Source organism: Spirosoma sp. 209 (assembly GCF_002006735.1).
GTDB classification, from domain to species: Bacteria; Bacteroidota; Bacteroidia; order Cytophagales; family Spirosomataceae; genus Spirosoma; species Spirosoma sordidisoli.
In genome coordinates this window covers 282,094-301,255 of record NZ_MVEC01000004.1, presented here as the reverse complement: position 1 = coordinate 301,255, position 19,162 = coordinate 282,094, and the positions used below count along the sequence as shown (strand labels likewise).

Genomic DNA, 19,162 nt, shown 5'->3' with positions numbered 1-19,162 from the left:
TTTTGAATAAAATGATTCGTAAAGATACACTTCCTTCAGGGCTGACCTACTACATAGACGTAAATTAACACATCGGTAACTATAGCCCGTACGCAATCTATGGCGCTGGCAGCTTCGTGCGGCTATCTTTGCCCCATGTCTGCCATTCAATCTGACACCTACGACCTGCGCGGTTACGAATGCGACGCGCTGGGCCGCATCAGCATTCCGACGCTTATGAACTGGATGCAGGAGTCGGCCAACCGCAACGCCATCGCCTACGGAATCGGTATCGACGAGCTGGCCCGCCGGGATCTGGACCGCTCTCCGCTGGGCTGGATGCTCATGCGCTTCCGGCTTCGAATGCACCACTATCCGCTTTATGGCCAGTCGGTGCGGGTGGTTACCTATCCAACGTTCGTAGAGAAGTACTTCATTCACCGCGATTTTCGAGTGCTGGCCGAAGACGGTTCGCTGCTGGCCGAGGCTGGCAGTACCTGGCTGGTCTTCGATATGGACAAACGGACTATGGTGCCGCTGCCAGGTTTTATCCGCACGCTCACCCCGCCTGCCGACATCGAGCCGCTGCCCACGCTGCCCCTCAAGCCGCCGTTTCAGAACCAGACCTGGGAACCCACCCGGCAGACCGACGTACCGGTTGGCTGGTTCAGCATCGACCAGAACCAACACGTCAACAACGTAGCCTACATCCAATGGCTGCTCGAATCGATGGACCAACAGACGCTGGAAACGGCAGCTTTGGCTGAACTTGATGTGGTGTACCGAACCGAAAGCCACTGGCAGGATCAGCTGCTTATTCAGTCGACGCCCGACACAACCGATGCCCACCTTCACCGCATCGTTCAGGCCAGTTCAGGCCGCGATGTCCTGCTGGCCCGCACTCAGTGGCGCCCCAACCCTTCATAATTTGTCGAAAGGTTTTCCTGGCTGGCGCCGACCGCACGGACCACTTGCCCGGATGGTTTGTTGCTGACGCATAAGTGGTCCGTGTCCGCACGGACCACGGAGCAGGTAGATACGGATTCAGTGTAGCGTTTATACCGCTGGGGCATTACAGCATTCGAACGATTAGCCGTATTTTTGGTTATTCAGGCCTATATTTGGCCAGGCCCGACTCGGGCCGAACCGATAGTAAACCCTATTGATTATGACCACTTCACCCAACATAACCAACACCCTCGACGGCGTTTTACAGGGGCTGATGCGCCGATACAGCGAACGCGTACCCGACGTGCAAACCATCATCGATGCCATGATCGAAGACGGCATCATCACGTTGGCCGGGGAAATCGAGAATGACCATATTGCCTTCCGGACCATGGGAGTTCCGCATCTGGGGCTGGCGTCATTCGAGAAGATCTTTACGCATTACGGTTACGAAAAACGGGATCGCTACGACTTTACCGAGAAAAAACTGACGGCCTACTGGTACAGTCCGCCCGCCGGTACCAACGCGAACCTGCCCCGTATCTTCGTCAGCGAACTGCGCGTGCATGACCTGTCGGCCGAGGCCCAGCGTATCATTCATCGGTATACCGACACCGTTACCAGCGACCCGGTCGATGCGCTCGATCTCGACGATGCTGCGGCTGTCGACGCTTTTCTCCACCGGCCGCTCTGGCAAACCCCTACCCTATCTGATTATCAGACGTTGCTGGCCGAGAGCGAATACGCAGCCTGGGTCATATACAACCGTTACTACCTCAATCACTTCACCATCAGCGTTCATAACCTCAAGGAAGGCTACAATACCATCGATCAGTTTGTTGCGTTTCTGCAGGCTAAAGGGCTCCGGCTCAACTCGGCGGGGGGTACTATTAAAGTCAGCCCGGACGGGGCGCTTCGGCAGGCCTCGACGGTAGCTCAGCTCATCGATGCGGAGTTTGCCGGGGGCGATGTGTTCCGGATTGCCGGTTCATACGTAGAGTTTGCCGAACGGCGCGTACTTCCCTCGTTCACCCACCTTTCGCCTGATCAGATCGGGCGGGAACACCGGCGCGAAGGCTTCGAGGCTGGTAATGCCGACAAGATTTTCGAAAGCACCTTTACGACGCAGACAAATCGGTAGAAAGTATAGTAGTTGCGGCTTATGCCATGCAGCTGGCCGGTCTGGTTCCTAAGCCGGACCGGCCAGCCCGTACGCCGTATCGTATAATCAGCCAACCATGAACCGAATCATCCTTGTCGCGCTGTTAGTGAGCAGCTTATCCACCCTGGCGCAGAAAGTCGCTCCCGTAGGTATTCAGCTGTACAGTTTCCGGGATCAGTTTGCCAAAGACGTGCCGGGTACTATGTCCAAAGTCAAACAAATGGGATTCCGACAGGCCGAAATTGCCGGCACCTACGGATTGAGCCTGACCGACTTCCGCCAGCTGCTCGACCGGAACGACATCAAAGCCATCAGCACCGGAGCCAGCTTTGAAGACCTCGACAACAACGTGCCGAAAGTGCTGGCTGAAGCCAAAGCCCTGGGAGCTAAATACGTAGTCTGCGCCTGGATACCGCATCCGGGCGATACGTTCATGATTCAGGATGCCGACCGGGCTATCGATGTTTTCAACACCGCCGGTCGGTTACTGGCCGACAACGGTATTCAGCTGTGCTACCATACCCATGGCTACGAATTCCAGACCTATCAGGACGGCACCTTTTTCGACTACCTGGCCGAGAATTTCGATCCGAAGGCCGTGAACTTCGAGATGGATGTGTACTGGGTTAAGTCGCCGGGCTACAACCCGGTAGCCCTCCTGCAGAAGTACCCCAAGCGGTTTCCGCTGATGCACCTCAAAGACCGCAATCCCGGCACCCCCGACAGCATGAGCGGCCACGCCGACGTAGAGTCGAACGTAACCCTCGGCACAGGCGACGTGGGCATTGCCGACATCATGAAGCAGGCTAAAAAATCGGGCGTCAAATACTTCTTCATCGAAGACGAATCATCGCGCTCCATGCAGCAGGTGCCCGAAAGCATCTCCTTTCTGCTGGGACTGAAATAACAAGCGTACTGATACGCCAGGCCTTCACTCAATACCACTCCCGAGGGTAAAGTCGTAGACCGCGCGGGCCAGGGCCTGGATGTCGTCGAAGGTGTGAAAAGCACTGATAATGACTCGTGTGTTGGGATGGTCGGCGGGCGTAGGGTACGCGAAGGAATAGATAAACATACCGCGCTCCAGCAGAAAAGGGTACAACTCGTTCTGCTCCGTAAAAAATACCGGAAGTCCCCTGGCGTGTTGGAAGAGGCCCGTTCGGTCGAGCAGGGCTTCGGCCAGGGTTATATTCTCCCGCAGGATAGCCCGCTGTTCGGCGTAGAGCGCATCGGCCCGGGTCAGCACATCCATGTAGGCGGGTGGCATGGGCGAACAGGCTCCAAAGAAAGCGGTTTTGCGCAGTTCAGCCAGTACGTCGGCATCGCCCAGCACCACGCCCCCCGGCACCCCCATAGCCTTTGCCAGCGAGGCCGTTACCAGCAGACGAACCGAGTCCAGGCGCGGAATCTGGGGCCAGATACCCCAGCCGGGACCCAGCAAACCATCGGCGCGGGGCAGGTCGTTGAGAATCCCGATCCCGTGCGAATCGTCGACCACCAGCGTGATGGCCCGATCGGTTGGCAACGCATCGACCCAGTCGAACGGGTAATAGCCGGAATGAGCCGCGTCGAGCGCGTTGAGCAGGATGGCGACGGGACCGGGTGGCAACGCCCGCACCTGGTCGGGTAGCTGAGCCACCCAATCGCTGAACGGCAGGCCGGGCAGCGCCACCGCCGGATCGTGCCAGAGCGCCGGATGCGCCTGCGGGCCATAGAGAAACGAAGCCTGCTGCGCCCGCAGGTACTGCACAACGACCTGGCCAGCCATCATACCCGATGATACCGTCAGGGCCGCTTCGGCTCCCGACCAGCTGGCCAGCCGGGCTTCGGCTTCGTCGTAGATGCCCAGTTGCAGATTACCATTGCGGGAGCTGCCGAAAGCCGTTCCGTAGCGGCCAATGGCGCTGGTCAGCAGCTGCTGAAAGCCGGGGTGCTGTGGCATACCCAGATACGCCGTGCCGCTAAAAAACAGATAGTCCTGGTCACCATGCCGGATGGTACGGCCCGGTAGCTGATCGATGGTAAACGGATGGATGGGTTGTTGACTCACTCGTTCGTTGGTTAAAGCATGAGCCGGGCGCCGGTGCCGTTTTCGCTGGCGTAGATAACCCGGCCGTTGTTGAAGGTAACCCCCGTAGCGGGATCGTTGGCAATGAGCAGCGACCCATCCAGGTCGGCGTAATCGAGCAGCGGCAGCAGCTGGGCAATGGCCGAAATGCCCACACTCGACTCGGTCATGCAGCCGACCATCACGCGTAATCCCAGCGAGCGGGCGGTAGCGATCATTCGCCGGGCGGGCGTCAGGCCCCCGCACTTGGTCAGCTTGATATTGACCCCGTGAAAATAACCGGCGCAACGGGCTACATCGCTCTCTACGATGCAGCTCTCGTCGGCAATGATCGGCAGGGGCGATTGATCAGCGAGTTGCCGGGCTCCGCTCCAGTCGGTGGCCGGGAGGGGCTGTTCAATGAACTCAACCCCCAGCTCGGCCAGCTCGGGCGCAAAAGCCAGTGTTTGTTCGGCAGTCCAGCCGCAGTTGGCGTCGACCCGAAAGCGGGCGCTGGTATGGGCCCGGAGCGCCCGCATCACGTCCAGATCGGTATCGGGTCGGCCAAGCTTAACTTTATACAACGGCCAGGGCCATTCCAGGAGCTTGCTCACCATCCGGTCGGGGGTGTCGAGCCCGATTGTATAATTCGTCAGCGGACTTCGGGAGGGGTCGAGGTTCCAGCACGCATAGAGCGGCTTTTGCTGCCGCTTGGCCCACAGATCCCAGGCAGCCTGATCGAGGGCGCAGAGCGCAAAGGGGTTACTGGCCAGGTAGGGCTGCATCTCGGCCCAGAACACGGCCGGGTCGGCTAGCTCGTGGGCTTCGATCCGATCGCGAAGCTGTTCGATGGCCTCCACCATCCCATCGATGGTAATGCCGTAGTAGCGCGTAGCGGTCGCTTCCCCGTACCCACTTAATTCGCCATCGCGCAGTTCGACGAGCAGCGACGGTTGTACATCGCGGCTATCGTGGGCAATGGTAAACGTATGTTTCAGACGGAGATCAACCCGGTGAAAAATCAATTGCATAAAGCAAATATAGCACCTTACAGCTCGACGAGCCCACAGCGGACGGCAACGATCACCATCCCAACCCGCGTACGAACGCCCATTTTCTGGAAAACAGTTTCGCGATAGCCGTCTACCGTACGGGGGCTGACGCACATCCGATCGGCTATATCGTTATAGGTCAACTCGCTACAGGCCAGTTTCAAAAAATCGGACTCCCGGTTGTTCAGCCCGAACATGGGCTTGCTGGCAATCAGGTCGGTTGTGCTGAGGCTACGAACAAGCCGGTGGGTCAGAAAATCGGAATAATAATACCCTTTCTCCATCACGTCATCGAGCGCCTGTCGTAGTTCCGTTGATCGACATCCTTTAAGCAAATAGCCGCGGGCCCCGTTGCGGAGCATGCGCACGATATGTTCTTCCCGGTCGGTCATGGAAAGCGCCATAACCCGCACCGATGGGTAAAGCTGCCGGAGCTGCACTGCCGTTTCGAAGCCATCCATCTCGGGCATATTCAGATCGACCAGCGCAATATCAGGTAGTGGTCCCCGCTGGAGCCGCGTTAGCAGATCACGGCCGTTTTCGGCAATGAACAGCACTTCGTAGCGATCAAATTTTTGAATTAGATCAGCCAGCGCTTCGGCCAGCAGGTGATGATCGTCGGCAATAGCGATTGAGGTTGACATGGGGCGTAAGAGAGGATAATTATCTTCCTGAAATATAGACAGTTATACAACAAGCCGCTAAACAAAGCCCGCAAACAGCAACCAAAACGAATATGAATGTATTATACGGTATTCCCGCCGACCGCTACCGGGTGTAATTGCGCGGTAGTAGTACGGTAACAGTTGTGCCGGCACCCAAACGGCTCTGAACGCTGAGCGTACCGCCGAGTAGTTCGGCCCGGCGGTGCAGGTTGCTCATGCCTGACCCGGACTCGTTGATTGGGCGGGCTGCCACATCGTCCTGGCTGAACCCCTGCCCATCATCGGCAACCGTAAGCGTAAGTCGATCAGGCTGATAATCGACCGACACCGTTACGGTACGGGCGCGGGCATGTTTCAATACGTTGTTGAGCAACTCCTGACTCATTCGCAACAGGACAATATCGACCTGCTGCCCCAGCGGGTACACCTCCCCCGATTCGATAAACCGGGTTTGTATGCGGCCCGTTCGCTGAATACGGTCCAACTCCAGCGACAGACTCGGCAGCAACCCGAACCGCTGAACCGTGTTCTGGTCCAGGGTCTTTGCCAACGCCCGCACGTCAGTAATGATGGTACTGACAACGTCGCGCGTTTGCCGAACCGACTGCTGCACCGCGGCATCTATACTGTCATCTTCGAGCTGGTTCAGCCGCATAGCCGCTACCGTCAGTAACTGCCCGATATGATCGTGTAATTCTTCGGCAATCTGCTGAAGAGTCTGGTTCTGAATTTCTAGTTGAGATTGTAATAATTCGCGCTGGTATTTTTCCTGCATTTCTTTTCGTTCACGAATTACTTCTCTGCGCCGACGCCGGTGAAAAATAATGAAGCTGGCGCTAAACAAAGCCATGATCACGAGTACAATACTTCCTACAACGAAGGCAACAAATACAGCATTGGCTGACTCGCTATTCATGATTCGGCAATGAAGAAGGAAGCAAACAGACCACCCCAATTGTCACATACAGTATGTAATTAAAAGGAAAGCTGGCATAGTATATAAAAGTAGCCAGTTTTTGATTGCTGATGATGAAATAATCGATCAGGCCAATGGTAAAAAAAGTACCCGCAAAGTAGATCAGAATAGCCACAAACAGCCAGAACAGGCCATCTCGTTCCGGTACATACAGATCCTGCCGATCAAGCAGTGTCCGAAAAAAAATAAAGCACCAGTATATCACTAACCCGCTCTCGATCATGTAGGTAATCGAGTTGTTATGCTCCGGCGACTGCCAGAAAATAGTGCTGATCACAACAATAACAATGTACCCAATTATGGAGCCGATGACTCGCTTTCGATGTTTTTCGGATGGTAAGGCAAGGTAAAAAATGGCGCCCAGGCAGGCATATTCTATGGGTGCATACAGATGATAGATGAATAGGTTATTTCCGTTGGTGGTTACTTTGATATAATCAGACCAAAGCTCGACCAGTAAATTACTGATGACCAGCAGTAACAGCGGACGTAGCGTACTGTCCATCCGCGTAAAATTTATGAGTATGATTATAACATTGATGGCCAGCAGACCCAGGTATATTTTATTGGGTGTAGAGACCAAAAGTAGCCATTCCATATCGTCCGTTGAAAGTATGAGCCACTCCGCCGGCGGAGTGGCTCATTGCTCTTATTCTTTATACCCATCGGGCAACAGCTTACTCCCTGCGTATGGGCGCAGACAGGGCGGATTTCTACACAAAAAATTTGTAACCAGTCCGCTTTTTAACGGCTCCTGGTCATCACTGATCAAATCCGTATACGTATTGGTTTCGTCTGGATGACTTACCGGCACCAGTAATGGCCAGATATCATTCTCGACCCCCGAATCAAAGACAGTATCCTTAGTCAGGTAAATCCGTATGCCACCGCAGTTCGGGTTGCTGGCAATGATCTTCAGTAAGGTATCGATACGTACTGTTGCGGCCAGAAACACATCATCTGGGTCGACACCCCGACTTTTTACCATGTAGTCGATGTAGTTTTTCACCTGATTCTGTAGGGTTTCTATGTCAACCGGTTTGGCCTCGCTGGAGGTCGGATCGAGTTCGCAACTGGCTTCTACAAATCTGAATCGATTGGCGGGTGTGTGTGAAATGAGGAGGGGCATAGGTTTTGGGGTTTGATTTGTACGTCAAATTATACAGCTCAGACGTAAAAAGTGATGCGGTTCAATCGCCCGCCTAAAAGGCTAAAAACAAATCACTGATTATCAGTAGACTACAAATAAATTATAGGCCTTTCACCCTGTAAATACGGGAAATTCCCCGTATTGAACACTGGCATTTCCAGCGCCTGTTTTGGGTTAATTTCTCCTTGCCTCGCGCTTGTCAGACAATCACCTTTGTACAGTATTTCTATCCACTCCATAATCGTATCGCTGACGAGCGTCAGTACCCAGCCGCCCCCGGGCAGCTGGGTATTTTTTTGAAACATCACGCGGGCATATATACGTACACAACTAAGTCATCTTTTCTGATTATCAATTTATTAGCAAGTAATTTTTATTCTGTTAAATCTAAACAATGTTGTTAAACCGTATGTCTTCCCGTTGATCGATCACACTTCACTATCAGTTTACTTAAGACACAATTTATCAGAATGAAAACCTTAAAATTCTTTTTCGCACTGACTGCGCTGGTAGCGGTAAGTCAGGTTTCGTTTGCTCAGGAAAAAACCGTGACGGTAGGTGGCGCGCCCATGTACCCATCGAAAAATATCATTGAGAATGCTGTTAACTCGAAAGACCATACAACCCTGGTAGCGGCTGTCAAAGCAGCTGGGCTGGTCGAAACGCTGTCGGGTCCGGGCCCCTTCACGGTCTTCGCGCCAACCAACAAGGCGTTTGACAAACTGCCGAAAGGTACCGTTGAGACGCTGGTGAAGCCGGAAAGCAAAGAAACGCTGACCAGCATCCTGACCTATCACGTAGTACCGGGCAAGGTAAGCGCGGCCGATCTGGTGAAACAGATCAAAGACGGTAGTGGTAAAGCTACCCTGACAACGGTTGCGGGCGGTACGCTAACGGCCATGATGAGAGGTAAAAACGTGGTACTGACCGATGCCAAAGGCGGCACCTCAACCGTCACCATTGCGGACGTAAACCAGTCGAACGGCGTTATCCACGTTATCGACACGGTACTGATGCCGTAAGCAAACCACATCGGTGGAACAGAAAACCCGGCCAGGCGGCCGGGTTTTCTGTTTTTAGCCCAGTCTGAGATCGGGCAACCACTGAAAAAGAAGCCTGAACATCAGCCACCCGAGTCGGTTATCAACAACAAATACATATAGTTTCATAAAACCTGATCAACGTATGAAGAGTGCAGTAATAATGGTAGCCCTGCTGACCACGCTGGCTTCGGCAGGCAGCTTTGCCCAGTCGGGTAGTTCGGGCAAGAACAGTACAAAGCCGGGGTCGAGCAGTGGGCTGCAACAATCGGTTAAGGGTGGTGCTACGTCGGGCGGCCCCTCGAATGGAGCGGGCAGTATCGGCGCTCAAAAGGGGAGTACTACCCGGCAGGGATCGATGACCGCGACCACGAAGTCGACCAGCCGCAAAAAAACGGGTAGCCGGTAAGCCGCTATCAACGTTTTGATTTCCTAACAACAGCGCGCACCTGACCAGCCTGGTTGGGTGCGCGCTGTTGTTGAATACCGAAGTGGCCGTTACGGGTAGCTGACGGTGTTTTGTTCTTATTCTTTAGGCGACTGTTGTTCGTGAAGGTAGTGTTAGCGACTAATACATACAAAAGCTGTAGCTTTTGTATGTATTAACCTTCTAAATCAGATAACCGATGAATCCGAACAAAGTACTGTGGGAGAAAGGCGACTTCACCCAAATTGCCCGAACCATGCGGGAAAGTGGTGAAAACCTGGTTGCCCAGCTTGGTATTACCCAGGGACTGGACGTTCTTGACCTGGGTTGTGGGGATGGAACTACCGCCCTGCCGGCAGCCAGACGCGGGGCTATCGTTTTAGGGGTCGACATTGCCCGTAATCTGGTTGAAGCAGGTAACAGTCGCGCCCGGGCTGAGGCACTCTCTACCTGTACGTTTCAGGAAGGGGACGCTACCGATCTGTCAGAGTTGGACGATCATCGGTTCGATCTGGTCGTAAGCATATTCGGCGCCATGTTTGCCCCGAAGCCGTTTGAAGTGGCGAGTGAAATGGTTCGCGTCACCCGACCGGGCGGGCGGATCATCATGGGCAACTGGATTCCGGGCGATCCTACGCTGGTGGCTCAGATTCTAAAAATCAGTTCGGCCTATACCCCGCCACCGCCCGACGGGTTCATAAGTCCTATGCTGTGGGGTATCGAGAGCCATGTCATCGAACGGTTCGGGAAAGCCGGGATAGCCCAATCGGCTATTTCATTCGTGAAAGATACGTTTACCTTCAACGCGCCCTATTCCCCCGCCGAATTTGTCAGCGTGTTCAAAACCTATTACGGGCCAACCATGAATGCATTCGAAGCCGCCGAAACGAACGGAAAGACGGCAGAGCTACAGACTGAGTTGGAAGCCTTATTCATCAGTCAGAACAAAAGCGCCGACCCGACCACCACCACGGTTGATGCCTCTTTCCTGCGGGTAACGGTTCAGTGCTGACTATATACTAGCCAGTTTGGGCTGGCTAGTATACCTTTTATTATCTTATTATCGCAATCGATTTGTCTCGTCAATAAGCCAGTTTACATCTGCTGTGTATGGGTTGGTCTTTAGGTAATTGACCCATAATTGTAGTATTGAAACAGACGGCGAGTTTGATTGTCTGAGCGCTCTGAATAGCTTCTGAAAGTTATCGGAGTGAGGATCCCGATCTTCACTTTTCGATGTTTTAGAAATTTTTCTGAGTTTGTCAAAATCATGGGGTAACCCATACGTGGTTAATGAAATTTGAGCCTCATCGGCACAAAATATAATCCATCGTTCGACTGCCGGACATAAGTAGATAAGGAAGTGTGGTCTTGTACTGTGTTTCAGCAGTCTGAGGCAACCTTCTATATGATAAATCGAGTCAAAATTCTGTGCATATTCCCGGTCCTGCACATCTTCATCGACAATACCCAGGGCAAACTCATCAGCCAAGCTCTCCTTCATTATTTTCAGGACATTGGTACCTTTTTGATGATTATACTGACGTTTGGGTGGTACAAGTGCTTTGACCAGTTTCGTATCAATATAGCATTCAGGGAGCACATTCAGGTCCATCAGGATAAATAGGCTTCGCTGTTAAAAAATAAATCAACGCCATATTTTCTGACTTCGTAAACCTCTTCTGTTGTCAGTCCTCTCACGACGGTTTGTCCATCCTTAAAGTCGACCATGAATATGCCTAACTCATCGATGGCATCGGTCAGAAACTCCTCAACGATCAACGGGCTATGCGTTACTATGAAGAATTGATTAGTTAACGAACGGATTACTTCCTGCGTGAATTCGCTTATATAAGGTGGATAAGCGTGTGCTTCCGGCTCTTCAAATAAGAGCACTGAATTTTCATTGGAAGCAACAGCTGTTTTATAAAAAATAATACGTTGCAGGGTGTCTGCCACCGACGAATAGGGTAACTGAAAAACTTCATCTTCCCCTTTCTCTTTTTGTACTTTCAATGATTGACTAGCGGTATCCAGTACCAGCCGCAAACCGTACTGCCGAAACCACTGAGCATATAGCTTGCGAAGCTCAGGCATGAGTTCAAGAACGTACAAAATATTTTCCCCAAAAGGGGGAAGCAGGTAAGATACCCTTCTCTCTAAGAACTTCACATCAGACCTATACGCATATCGTTTTGTCTCTGGCTCAAAAATTTGGCTGTAACCTTTAGGCTTATGTACGCTAAAATTATCATTTACTGTATAGGCGTACTTTTGATTAGTGTGAACGTCATTGGGATCAAAGGTGTTAATACTTCTCGCTGCAATAAGTGTTTCTGAGGCAGATTTAAGAAATATAAGCTTACATACCTCTTCGTATTGCAAGTTTTTATCCCGCCTGATTTTTATTGAAACTTCTTGGTTTATATCTCCATTGAAATGGAGCTCCCTAAGATTCTCTACCCGGACAATATCTGTTAATTTCTCCCATGATGTATTCAATAGCGACAGCGCTTCTATAATATTTGATTTTCCTACGTTTGGCCTACCGATGAAGAGGTTGATGCGCCTGAAACCGTCAACCGTCAACTCCCGGATGGATTTAAAATTGGTGATTTCCAGTCGATCAATAAAATGATTCATATCTGATTACCGATTGCGCGTCTAAGTTAACAACAAAAAGACGGCTGTATGAGTAGCCGTCTTTTTGTTAGAAATATGTCTATTCAGACGGTATCAGTAGCCCAGCACCGGGCTTAGCCACCGCTCTATCTCGTCGACCGGCATGTCTTTGCGCATCGCGTAGTCGAGTACCTGGTCTTTGCTGATCTTACCCACCGCGAAATATTTCGATTCGGGGTGGCTAAAGTAAAAGCCGCTCACCGACGAAGCCGGGTACATGGCGAAACTCTCGGTCAGCTCGATACCGATTTTATTGGCGTCCAGCAGCTCGAACAGGGTCGCTTTTTCCGTATGATCGGGGCAGGCTGGATAGCCTGGCGCCGGCCGGATACCCTGGTATTTTTCTTTGATCAGCTCGTCGTTGCTGAGCGTTTCGTTGGTCGCGTAGGGCCAGAACTCTTTCCGAACCCGCTCGTGCATCCGTTCCGCAAAGGCTTCGGCCAGTCGGTCGGCCAGCGCTTTCACCATGATGCTGTTATAGTCGTCGTGGTCGCGTTCGTATTTTTCCAGCAGTGCTTCAATACCAATACCCGCCGTTACCGCAAATCCGCCGATGTAATCTTCGCGGCCGCTGTCGAGCGGAGCCACAAAATCGGCCAGGCAGAAGTTGGGTAAGCCCGGTGCTTTCTGATTCTGCTGCCGCAGAAAATGCAGCACCGTACGGGTGTCGTAAACGAGGGTGCCGGCGTTGGAGACGCTTACCGCAGCCGCCGTTTCGGCCCGGCTGATTTTGTACTCGATGTGCCGGTGTGACCCATGCCGTTCGCAGGCAATATCGCGGATTTCCTCTTCGAACTCATGCAGCAACACGTCGTCGTCGGTCGAGTTGGCCGGGTAGAAGCCGACTACCGCCTTCGCTCCCAGCAGCTTGCCGTCAATGATCTCCTGCAACAGCCGGTTGGCGTCGTCAAAAAGCCGACGAGCCTCGCTGCCCACGACGGCATCGTCGAAGATAGCCGGGTATTTGCCGCTTAGCTGCCAGGTCTGGAAGAAAGGCGTCCAGTCGATGTACCGGGCCAGTTCGGCGATATCGTACTCGTCGAAATAGCGATTGCCGAGAAACGCAGGTTTGGTGGGCTGGAAGGCCTGCCAGTCGATGGGCGTCCGGTTAGCGCGGGCCTTTTCGATACCCAGCAGGTTTTTCTCTTTCTGCCGCTTGGCGTGGTCTTCGCGCAGCCGGGCGTACTCGGCTTTGATTTCGCGGAAAATTTCTTCTTTGGTACCTTCGGTATCGCTGACCAGCCGACCAGCTACCGGTACGCTGCGGCTTGCGTCGAGCACATGAATAACCGGCCCCGAGTAGTGCGGGTCTATTTTCACGGCCGTATGCATCCGGGAGGTCGTAGCGCCCCCGATCAGCAGCGGAATCGTAAAGCCCTGCCGCTCCATCTCCTTTGCCACCCCGACCATCTCGTCGAGCGAGGGGGTTATGAGCCCGCTCAGGCCAATGATGTCGACCTGGTGTTCGCGGGCCGCGTCCAGAATCTTCTGGGTCGGCACCATCACGCCCAGATCGATGATTTCGTAGTTATTACAACCCAGCACCACGCCGACGATATTTTTGCCGATATCGTGCACATCACCTTTTACGGTGGCCAGCAGTATTTTACCGGCATTGGTCGAGGTATCTCCGCCTACCAGTTTCTCGGCTTCGATAAAGGGCGTCAGGTAGGCCACGGCTTTTTTCATGACCCGCGCCGATTTGACCACCTGCGGCAGAAACATTTTTCCTTCGCCAAACAGATCGCCCACGACGTTCATACCGTCCATGAGCGGCCCCTCGATCACGTGCAGCGGCCGCTCGACCTGCTGCCGGGCTTCTTCTACGTCCTGATCGATGAAATCCGTAATGCCTTTGACAAGCGCGTGTTTGAGCCGCTCCCGAACGGGTTCACTCCGCCACGCATCGTCCTGTACAACGACTTTGCCTTTGGCTTTTACCGTTTCAGCAAACTCGACCAGGCGTTCGGTGGCATCGGGCCGGCGGTTCAGCAGTACGTCTTCGCAGCGCTCGAGCAGGTCTTTGGGAATACTGTCATACACCTCCAGCTGACCGGCATTTACGATACCCATGTCGAGACCCGCCCGGATGGCGTGGTAGAGGAAAGCCGAGTGCATGGCTTCGCGCACCACATCGTTGCCCCGGAACGAGAACGAAATATTCGACACGCCCCCGCTTACCTTCGCCAGCGGCAGGTTCTCCTTGATCCAGCGGGTGGCATTGATGAAATCAACGGCGTAGTTGTTGTGTTCTTCGATACCCGTTGCTACGGTCAGGATATTGGGGTCGAAGATGATATCCTGCGCGGGGAAGTTGACCTTATCGACCAGAATCCGGTAGGCGCGTTCGCAGATTTCGATGCGCCGTTCGTAGGAATCGGCCTGCCCGTTCTCGTCGAAAGCCATCACCACCGCAGCGGCTCCGTAACGCTTAACGAGCTGGGCGCGCTCGATGAATGCCTCCTCCCCTTCTTTCAGTGAGATGGAGTTCACGATGGCTTTTCCCTGCACACATTTGAGACCGGCTTCGATCACCTCCCACTTTGACGAGTCGACCATGATCGGGACGCGGGCAATATCGGGTTCCGACGCAATCAGGTTCAGGAACGTGGTCATGGCCTCGACCGAGTCGAGCATACCTTCGTCCATGTTAACGTCAATCACCTGCGCGCCCCCTTCCACCTGGCCACGCGCAATGCTCAGCGCTTCGTCGTAGTTGCCTTCTTTGATCAGCCGCGCAAATTTCTTCGAGCCGGTCACGTTGGTTCGTTCGCCAACGTTCAGGAAGTTGGTTTGCTCGGTAATTTTGAGGGGTTCCAGCCCGCTCAGCTTCTGGTAAGGCTCAGGCGCCGGCAGCTGGCGGGGCGGGTATTTGGCCGCCACGTCGGCAATGGCCCGGATGTGGGCCGGGGTAGAGCCGCAGCACCCCCCCACGATATTGACAAACCCGTCGCGCACGAACCCTTCGATCTGTACGGCCATCAGTTCGGGCGTCTCGTCATACTCCCCGAAGGCGTTGGGCAATCCCGCGTTCGGATAGGCCGATGTAAAAAACGGCGCTTCTTTGGCAAGCGTCTGAATATAGGGGCGCATCGGTTCAGCCCCGAGCGCACAGTTCAGCCCCACGCTCAGCAGCGGCAGGTGCGAAACGGAGTACAAAAAGGCTTCCGTCGTCTGTCCCGACAGGGTTCGCCCGGAGGCATCGGTAATCGTGCCTGACACCATGATCGGCAGCGGAGACCGGGCTTCGGCCAGCTGACCGGCCTGTACCGCTACGCGCTTTCCACCTTCCTTGAAGTACTTGTCGATGGCGAACAGGGCAGCTTTGGCGTTGAGCGTATCGAAAATGGTTTCGACCAGCAGCAAATCTGCCCCCCCGTCGACCAGCCCGGCTACCTGCTCATAGTAAGCAGCCACCAGATCATCGAACGTAACGGCGCGGTAAGCAGGGTTATTAACATCGGGCGACAGGCTGGCGGTACGGTTAGTAGGGCCCATAGCACCGGCCACAAACCGGGGCTTGTCGGGGTTTTGCCGCGTAAACTCATCGGCCACTTCTTTAGCGATCCGGGCCGACTCGCGGTTCAGTTCGTAGGCCAGCGACTCCATATGGTAGTCGGCCATGGCGATACTGGTGCCGCTGAAGGTGTTCGTTTCGATAATGTCGGCACCGGCTTCCAGATACTGCCGGTGTATTTCCTGAATGACCTCAGGTTTGGTCAGCGACAGCAGGTCGTTGTTGCCTTTGAGATCGTGGGGCCAGTCGGCGAACCGCTCACCCCGGTAGTCGGCCTCGGTGAGTTGGTACTGCTGAATCATGGACCCCATCGCGCCGTCGAGGACGAGGATACGTTCCCGGAGAAGTTCGGTAATAGGCTTCAAAGGATGCAAATCGTTTTGGCTATATTCAGAATCAACATATAGTCAGCCCGGAATAATTCAAGTGCCGTGAAATAATGACTGACTGGTAACGGGTGTGGTGAAGTGCTTAGGGCTGGTAAAATTACGCAAAACAGTTGGTCAACGAAACGCTTCCCGGTCTATTGGGTATAAGCCCGTTCTGAACAGGAACCGTTCGTAACCAGTTTATTTCGCACGGGCCGGGCCTGCCGGTTGCTCCCATAGGGGCAGACCGGCGAGTTCAGGCCCGTACGCCACTGGTAGCAAAGCTCCCGGAAGTTGGTATCTTTGGCCGTTTTGTTCATTAAAATTAGCTCTTTTTGTTTTGAAACTGGCAGCTATTGATATCGGGTCGAACGCGGCTCGGATGCAGATTTCGACGGTTCTCCACAACGATGACCTCGTCAGTTTTAAGCGGGTCGAATACGTGCGGTTCCCGCTCCGCCTGGGTCACGACGTCTTTAATTTCGGCGAACTAACCCCCGAGTCCGAAGCCCGCACGACCAAGCTCATGCAGGTGTATAAACTCCTCATGGAGCTGCACGAGGTAGAAGGCTATATGGCCTGCGCTACCTCAGCCATGCGCGAAGCCAGTAACGGCCCCGATATAGCCCGGCGTATCGAAGCGGCAACCGGGGTAAAAATTCACATCATCGACGGCCAGAAAGAAGCCGAACTGATCAACAATGTGGTTGTTCAGGCCCTCGACGACCGGCAGTTTCTGCACATCGATGTGGGGGGTGGCAGCACCGAGCTTAACCTCTACGTGAACCGGCAGAAAGTCAATTCCAGATCGTTCAAGATCGGCTCGGTACGGCTGCTGGAAGGCAAAGAAACCAAAGGCGCCTGGCGAAAAATAGAAGACTGGGTCGAAGATAATGTCGACGCGTCCCGCGAGATAATTGCCGTTGGTACGGGTGGCAACATCAGCAAACTCTTCAACCTGGCGGCCAAAACCACCGAAGAAGGCACGACCCTGACCGAGATCGAGCGCATCCGTAACCACATTGCTACGTTTAGCCTGGACGACCGGATCAACAAACTCCGGCTCAACGCCGACCGGGCCGATGTGATCGTACCGGCCGCCGATATTTATATCTCGGTCATGAAATGGGCCCGAGCCAGCCAGATCATCGTGCCCGACCTCGGCCTCAAAGACGGAATCATCCAGCTGGTTTACTCCCAGCACATAAAAAAGCACAAAACGCACTGACCCGCGCTTGAGGGTTCATTCGTAACGGCCGGCACGCTCTCCAGGGGTGCCGGCCGTTACGTTTATCCGGTTCCTGCGTAAGGAAGGTATGCCTTACCGTATCGAACTCGACGCCGACCTGCACGCACCCACCCGATGGCCGTATGCAGAAGATGGCTTCTTTTTCAATGCGCCCGAGCACGTTCGTCAGCAACATCCCGGCATGGGTTCTACGGTACTGGCCGTCAATACGCGCACCGGCCGGGCCGAAGCGCGCTGTACGTTTTTCGTCGATGGCAACCAGGCCCGTAGCCCCGCGGCCGCTCCGTTCGGCTCGGTCGAGTTTACCGATACGCTGCCCGACACAGCACTCGGCAACTTTCTGGACACGTTACTGGCGGTGGTCTCTGCCAGTGGGGTGAGCCGCTTCCGGCTGGTCAACTACCCCCACGATTACGCTCCCCGGCAGGCGCAGCAGCTCACGGAGCAACTCACCCGGCGCGGGTTCGGCATCGTGGCGACAACGGCGAGTTACCTACTACCCATTACCGACGACCCTTTCGACACCCGCATCGATGCGTCCGAACGGCGACGGCTTCAGAAATGCAGGAACGCCGGTTTCCGGTTCGAGCACTGGCCTAATCCCGACATCGACCGCGTTACCGCTTTTCTGGTCAGCACCCGGCAGCAGCAGGGCTACGCGCTCAGCCTGCCCCCCGAGCAGTTAGGCCAGTTGCTCCGAACCTTCCCGAATCAGTTTCTGGTCTTTGTGGTCAGTGACACAGGTGCGGTAGCTGCGCTGACCATAGCCGTACGCGTCCGGACCGACATTCTGTACAGTTTCCTGCCCGCATCCAGCCCCGACTATCATACGTTCAGTCCCATGGTACTACTCATTGACGGACTGGTCGGTTACTGCCGGCAGCAGCAGATTCGGCTGCTCGATCTGGGCGTATCGCTCGACGGCGACCACCAGCCCAAACCCAGTCTGAGCCGCTTCAAACGCCGACTCGGCGCTCAGGAATCGCCCAGGCTCACCTTCGAGAAACAGTTTTAGTTTGCCTCGTCTTTATAAATATCGAGCGAATGCTGCTTGGGGAAACAATCGACCAGGCCCTGCTGGTTGAGGTTGACGATCGGGTAGCCTTTGAACTTTTCGAGGTCTTTGAACAGGAAGTGGTGGGAGTACAGCAGCTCGCCTACGCTGCCCGCGTTGGTGTTGCGCACCTTCGACGGCGGATCGCCCGACTTGTCGTAGAAATGCCGGTCGATGTAATACATATCGTTATTCTCGTCTACGACCAGGTTGAGGAAATAATCGTTATCGAAGCCACAGATGTAGATTTCGCGGTAGCCCATGTAGCAGGCCGCAGCCAGGGCTTTGTAGGCCGTCATGGAAATATAGCTCCGGGGGCCGGTAAGGGTGATTCGGTTCAGAAATACGTTTCCCCGGTCGTAGTAGCCGTATTTTTTCTGGAAAGGCGATGCAGTAACGTGTTCCAGCGGTACGAAGCAGGTGATGTTGCGTTCGGTCAGCAGGGCCATGTCCCGTTTGAGCCGTTCGGTCAGGTGCGGGTATTTCTCGGGAAAGAAAAAAGCCGGATCACTTAACAGGTAGTAGTCGGGAACAACGACATCGGCCAGGGGCGAACTGATGTACGAGTTCACCGCAAACACGTCGAAGTGATGCGCCTGCTGCAGCCGGGTGATCTTGTCGGGGTCGAGCCGCCCGACCGACGGTCCGTTGGCCAGCACCAGGGCCTTCCGGCCCGCCATACTTCCTTTGAGCCTACGGGTTTTCCGCAAATGACCATAATTACGACTCACCACCTTCAGGCGGTAAAACCAGTTGCGGGCCACCGTATCGAACCAGAAACCAAGAATGCGGGGTATGCTCAGACCAAGATAATTCATCAACGAATGTCGGGCGGTAGTAACAGCC

Annotated in this window: 19 protein-coding genes; 8 read left to right on the top strand and 11 right to left on the bottom strand. The window is 54.2% G+C overall.

The features are described 5' to 3' along the window. Positions 1–135 precede the first annotated feature (135 nt). From B1C80_RS09080 to B1C80_RS09070, 3 genes are all read left to right on the top strand, one after another. On the top strand, positions 136–906 hold the full coding sequence (locus B1C80_RS09080) for an acyl-[acyl-carrier-protein] thioesterase (RefSeq protein WP_077920911.1): 771 nt from the start codon (positions 136–138) through the stop codon (positions 904–906). A gap of 241 nt (positions 907–1,147) precedes the next feature. Continuing rightward, positions 1,148–2,068 carry a DUF1338 domain-containing protein gene (locus B1C80_RS09075; RefSeq protein ID WP_077920753.1) on the top strand — a complete coding sequence of 307 codons (921 nt, stop codon included), beginning with the start codon at positions 1,148–1,150 and terminating at the stop codon, positions 2,066–2,068. A gap of 97 nt (positions 2,069–2,165) precedes the next feature. After that, a complete protein-coding gene (locus B1C80_RS09070) occupies positions 2,166–2,996 on the top strand; it encodes a sugar phosphate isomerase/epimerase (protein WP_077920752.1) in 831 nt (276 codons plus the stop codon). Between the two features lie 24 nt (positions 2,997–3,020). On the opposite strand, the gene B1C80_RS09065 is transcribed toward B1C80_RS09070, so the two are convergent. From B1C80_RS09065 to B1C80_RS09040, 6 genes are all read right to left on the bottom strand, one after another. After that, the gene (locus tag B1C80_RS09065; RefSeq protein WP_236648696.1) at positions 3,021–4,139 is read right to left on the bottom strand and encodes an aminotransferase class I/II-fold pyridoxal phosphate-dependent enzyme; all 1,119 of its coding nucleotides are present in this window, start codon (positions 4,137–4,139) and stop codon (positions 3,021–3,023) included. Between the two features lie 11 nt (positions 4,140–4,150). Continuing rightward, positions 4,151–5,167, bottom strand: coding sequence for a dipeptide epimerase (locus B1C80_RS09060; protein ID WP_077920751.1), 1,017 nt, complete (start codon positions 5,165–5,167; stop codon positions 4,151–4,153). Positions 5,168–5,184: 17 nt separating this feature from the next. Further along, positions 5,185–5,832 carry a response regulator transcription factor gene (locus tag B1C80_RS09055; protein WP_077920750.1) on the bottom strand — a complete coding sequence of 216 codons (648 nt, stop codon included), beginning with the start codon at positions 5,830–5,832 and terminating at the stop codon, positions 5,185–5,187. A gap of 124 nt (positions 5,833–5,956) precedes the next feature. Continuing rightward, the gene (locus B1C80_RS09050; protein ID WP_077920749.1) at positions 5,957–6,769 is read right to left on the bottom strand and encodes a sensor histidine kinase; all 813 of its coding nucleotides are present in this window, start codon (positions 6,767–6,769) and stop codon (positions 5,957–5,959) included. Continuing rightward, positions 6,762–7,334, bottom strand: a complete 573-nt coding sequence (locus B1C80_RS09045; RefSeq protein ID WP_139361621.1) for a hypothetical protein — start codon at positions 7,332–7,334, stop codon at positions 6,762–6,764. Before B1C80_RS09045 ends, B1C80_RS09050 begins: the two co-directional genes overlap by 8 nt. A 144-nt stretch (positions 7,335–7,478) precedes the next feature. Next, a complete protein-coding gene (locus B1C80_RS09040; RefSeq protein ID WP_077920747.1) occupies positions 7,479–7,958 on the bottom strand; it encodes a hypothetical protein in 480 nt (159 codons plus the stop codon). A gap of 491 nt (positions 7,959–8,449) precedes the next feature. Here B1C80_RS09040 and B1C80_RS09030 point away from each other — a divergent pair, with 491 nt between their 5' ends. The 3 genes from B1C80_RS09030 to B1C80_RS09020 all read left to right on the top strand — a co-directional run bounded on the left by B1C80_RS09030 (position 8,450) and on the right by B1C80_RS09020 (position 10,458). Continuing rightward, positions 8,450–9,001 carry a fasciclin domain-containing protein gene (locus B1C80_RS09030; RefSeq protein WP_077920745.1) on the top strand — a complete coding sequence of 184 codons (552 nt, stop codon included), beginning with the start codon at positions 8,450–8,452 and terminating at the stop codon, positions 8,999–9,001. Positions 9,002–9,164: 163 nt separating this feature from the next. Continuing rightward, on the top strand, positions 9,165–9,428 hold the full coding sequence (locus B1C80_RS09025) for a hypothetical protein (protein ID WP_129600953.1): 264 nt from the start codon (positions 9,165–9,167) through the stop codon (positions 9,426–9,428). A 217-nt stretch (positions 9,429–9,645) separates the two neighbouring features. Continuing rightward, on the top strand, positions 9,646–10,458 hold the full coding sequence (locus B1C80_RS09020; RefSeq protein ID WP_077920743.1) for a class I SAM-dependent methyltransferase: 813 nt from the start codon (positions 9,646–9,648) through the stop codon (positions 10,456–10,458). A gap of 48 nt (positions 10,459–10,506) precedes the next feature. On the opposite strand, the gene B1C80_RS28090 is transcribed toward B1C80_RS09020, so the two are convergent. The 4 genes from B1C80_RS28090 to B1C80_RS28400 all read right to left on the bottom strand — a co-directional run bounded on the left by B1C80_RS28090 (position 10,507) and on the right by B1C80_RS28400 (position 16,333). Further along, complete coding sequence (locus B1C80_RS28090; RefSeq protein ID WP_129600955.1) at positions 10,507–11,061, bottom strand: hypothetical protein; 555 nt, start codon at positions 11,059–11,061, stop codon at positions 10,507–10,509. Further along, positions 11,061–12,089, bottom strand: coding sequence for an AAA family ATPase (locus tag B1C80_RS09010; protein ID WP_077920741.1), 1,029 nt, complete (start codon positions 12,087–12,089; stop codon positions 11,061–11,063). Before B1C80_RS09010 ends, B1C80_RS28090 begins: the two co-directional genes overlap by 1 nt. Before the next feature lie 93 nt (positions 12,090–12,182). Then, on the bottom strand, positions 12,183–16,010 hold the full coding sequence (gene metH / locus B1C80_RS09005) for a methionine synthase (RefSeq protein WP_077920740.1): 3,828 nt from the start codon (positions 16,008–16,010) through the stop codon (positions 12,183–12,185). Positions 16,011–16,168: 158 nt separating this feature from the next. Continuing rightward, positions 16,169–16,333 carry a hypothetical protein gene (locus tag B1C80_RS28400; protein WP_161492743.1) on the bottom strand — a complete coding sequence of 55 codons (165 nt, stop codon included), beginning with the start codon at positions 16,331–16,333 and terminating at the stop codon, positions 16,169–16,171. A gap of 20 nt (positions 16,334–16,353) precedes the next feature. Between B1C80_RS28400 and B1C80_RS09000 the strand changes: the two genes are divergently transcribed. Together B1C80_RS09000 and B1C80_RS08995 are read left to right on the top strand one after the other, a co-directional pair. Further along, complete coding sequence (locus B1C80_RS09000; RefSeq protein ID WP_077920739.1) at positions 16,354–17,241, top strand: Ppx/GppA phosphatase family protein; 888 nt, start codon at positions 16,354–16,356, stop codon at positions 17,239–17,241. Between the two features lie 88 nt (positions 17,242–17,329). After that, a complete protein-coding gene (locus tag B1C80_RS08995; RefSeq protein WP_077920909.1) occupies positions 17,330–18,277 on the top strand; it encodes a GNAT family N-acetyltransferase in 948 nt (315 codons plus the stop codon). On the opposite strand, the gene B1C80_RS08990 is transcribed toward B1C80_RS08995, so the two are convergent. Beyond that, on the bottom strand, positions 18,274–19,134 hold the full coding sequence (locus B1C80_RS08990; protein ID WP_077920738.1) for a hypothetical protein: 861 nt from the start codon (positions 19,132–19,134) through the stop codon (positions 18,274–18,276). The two genes, B1C80_RS08995 and B1C80_RS08990, sit on opposite strands and share 4 nt — an antisense overlap. Positions 19,135–19,162: the final 28 nt, after the last annotated feature.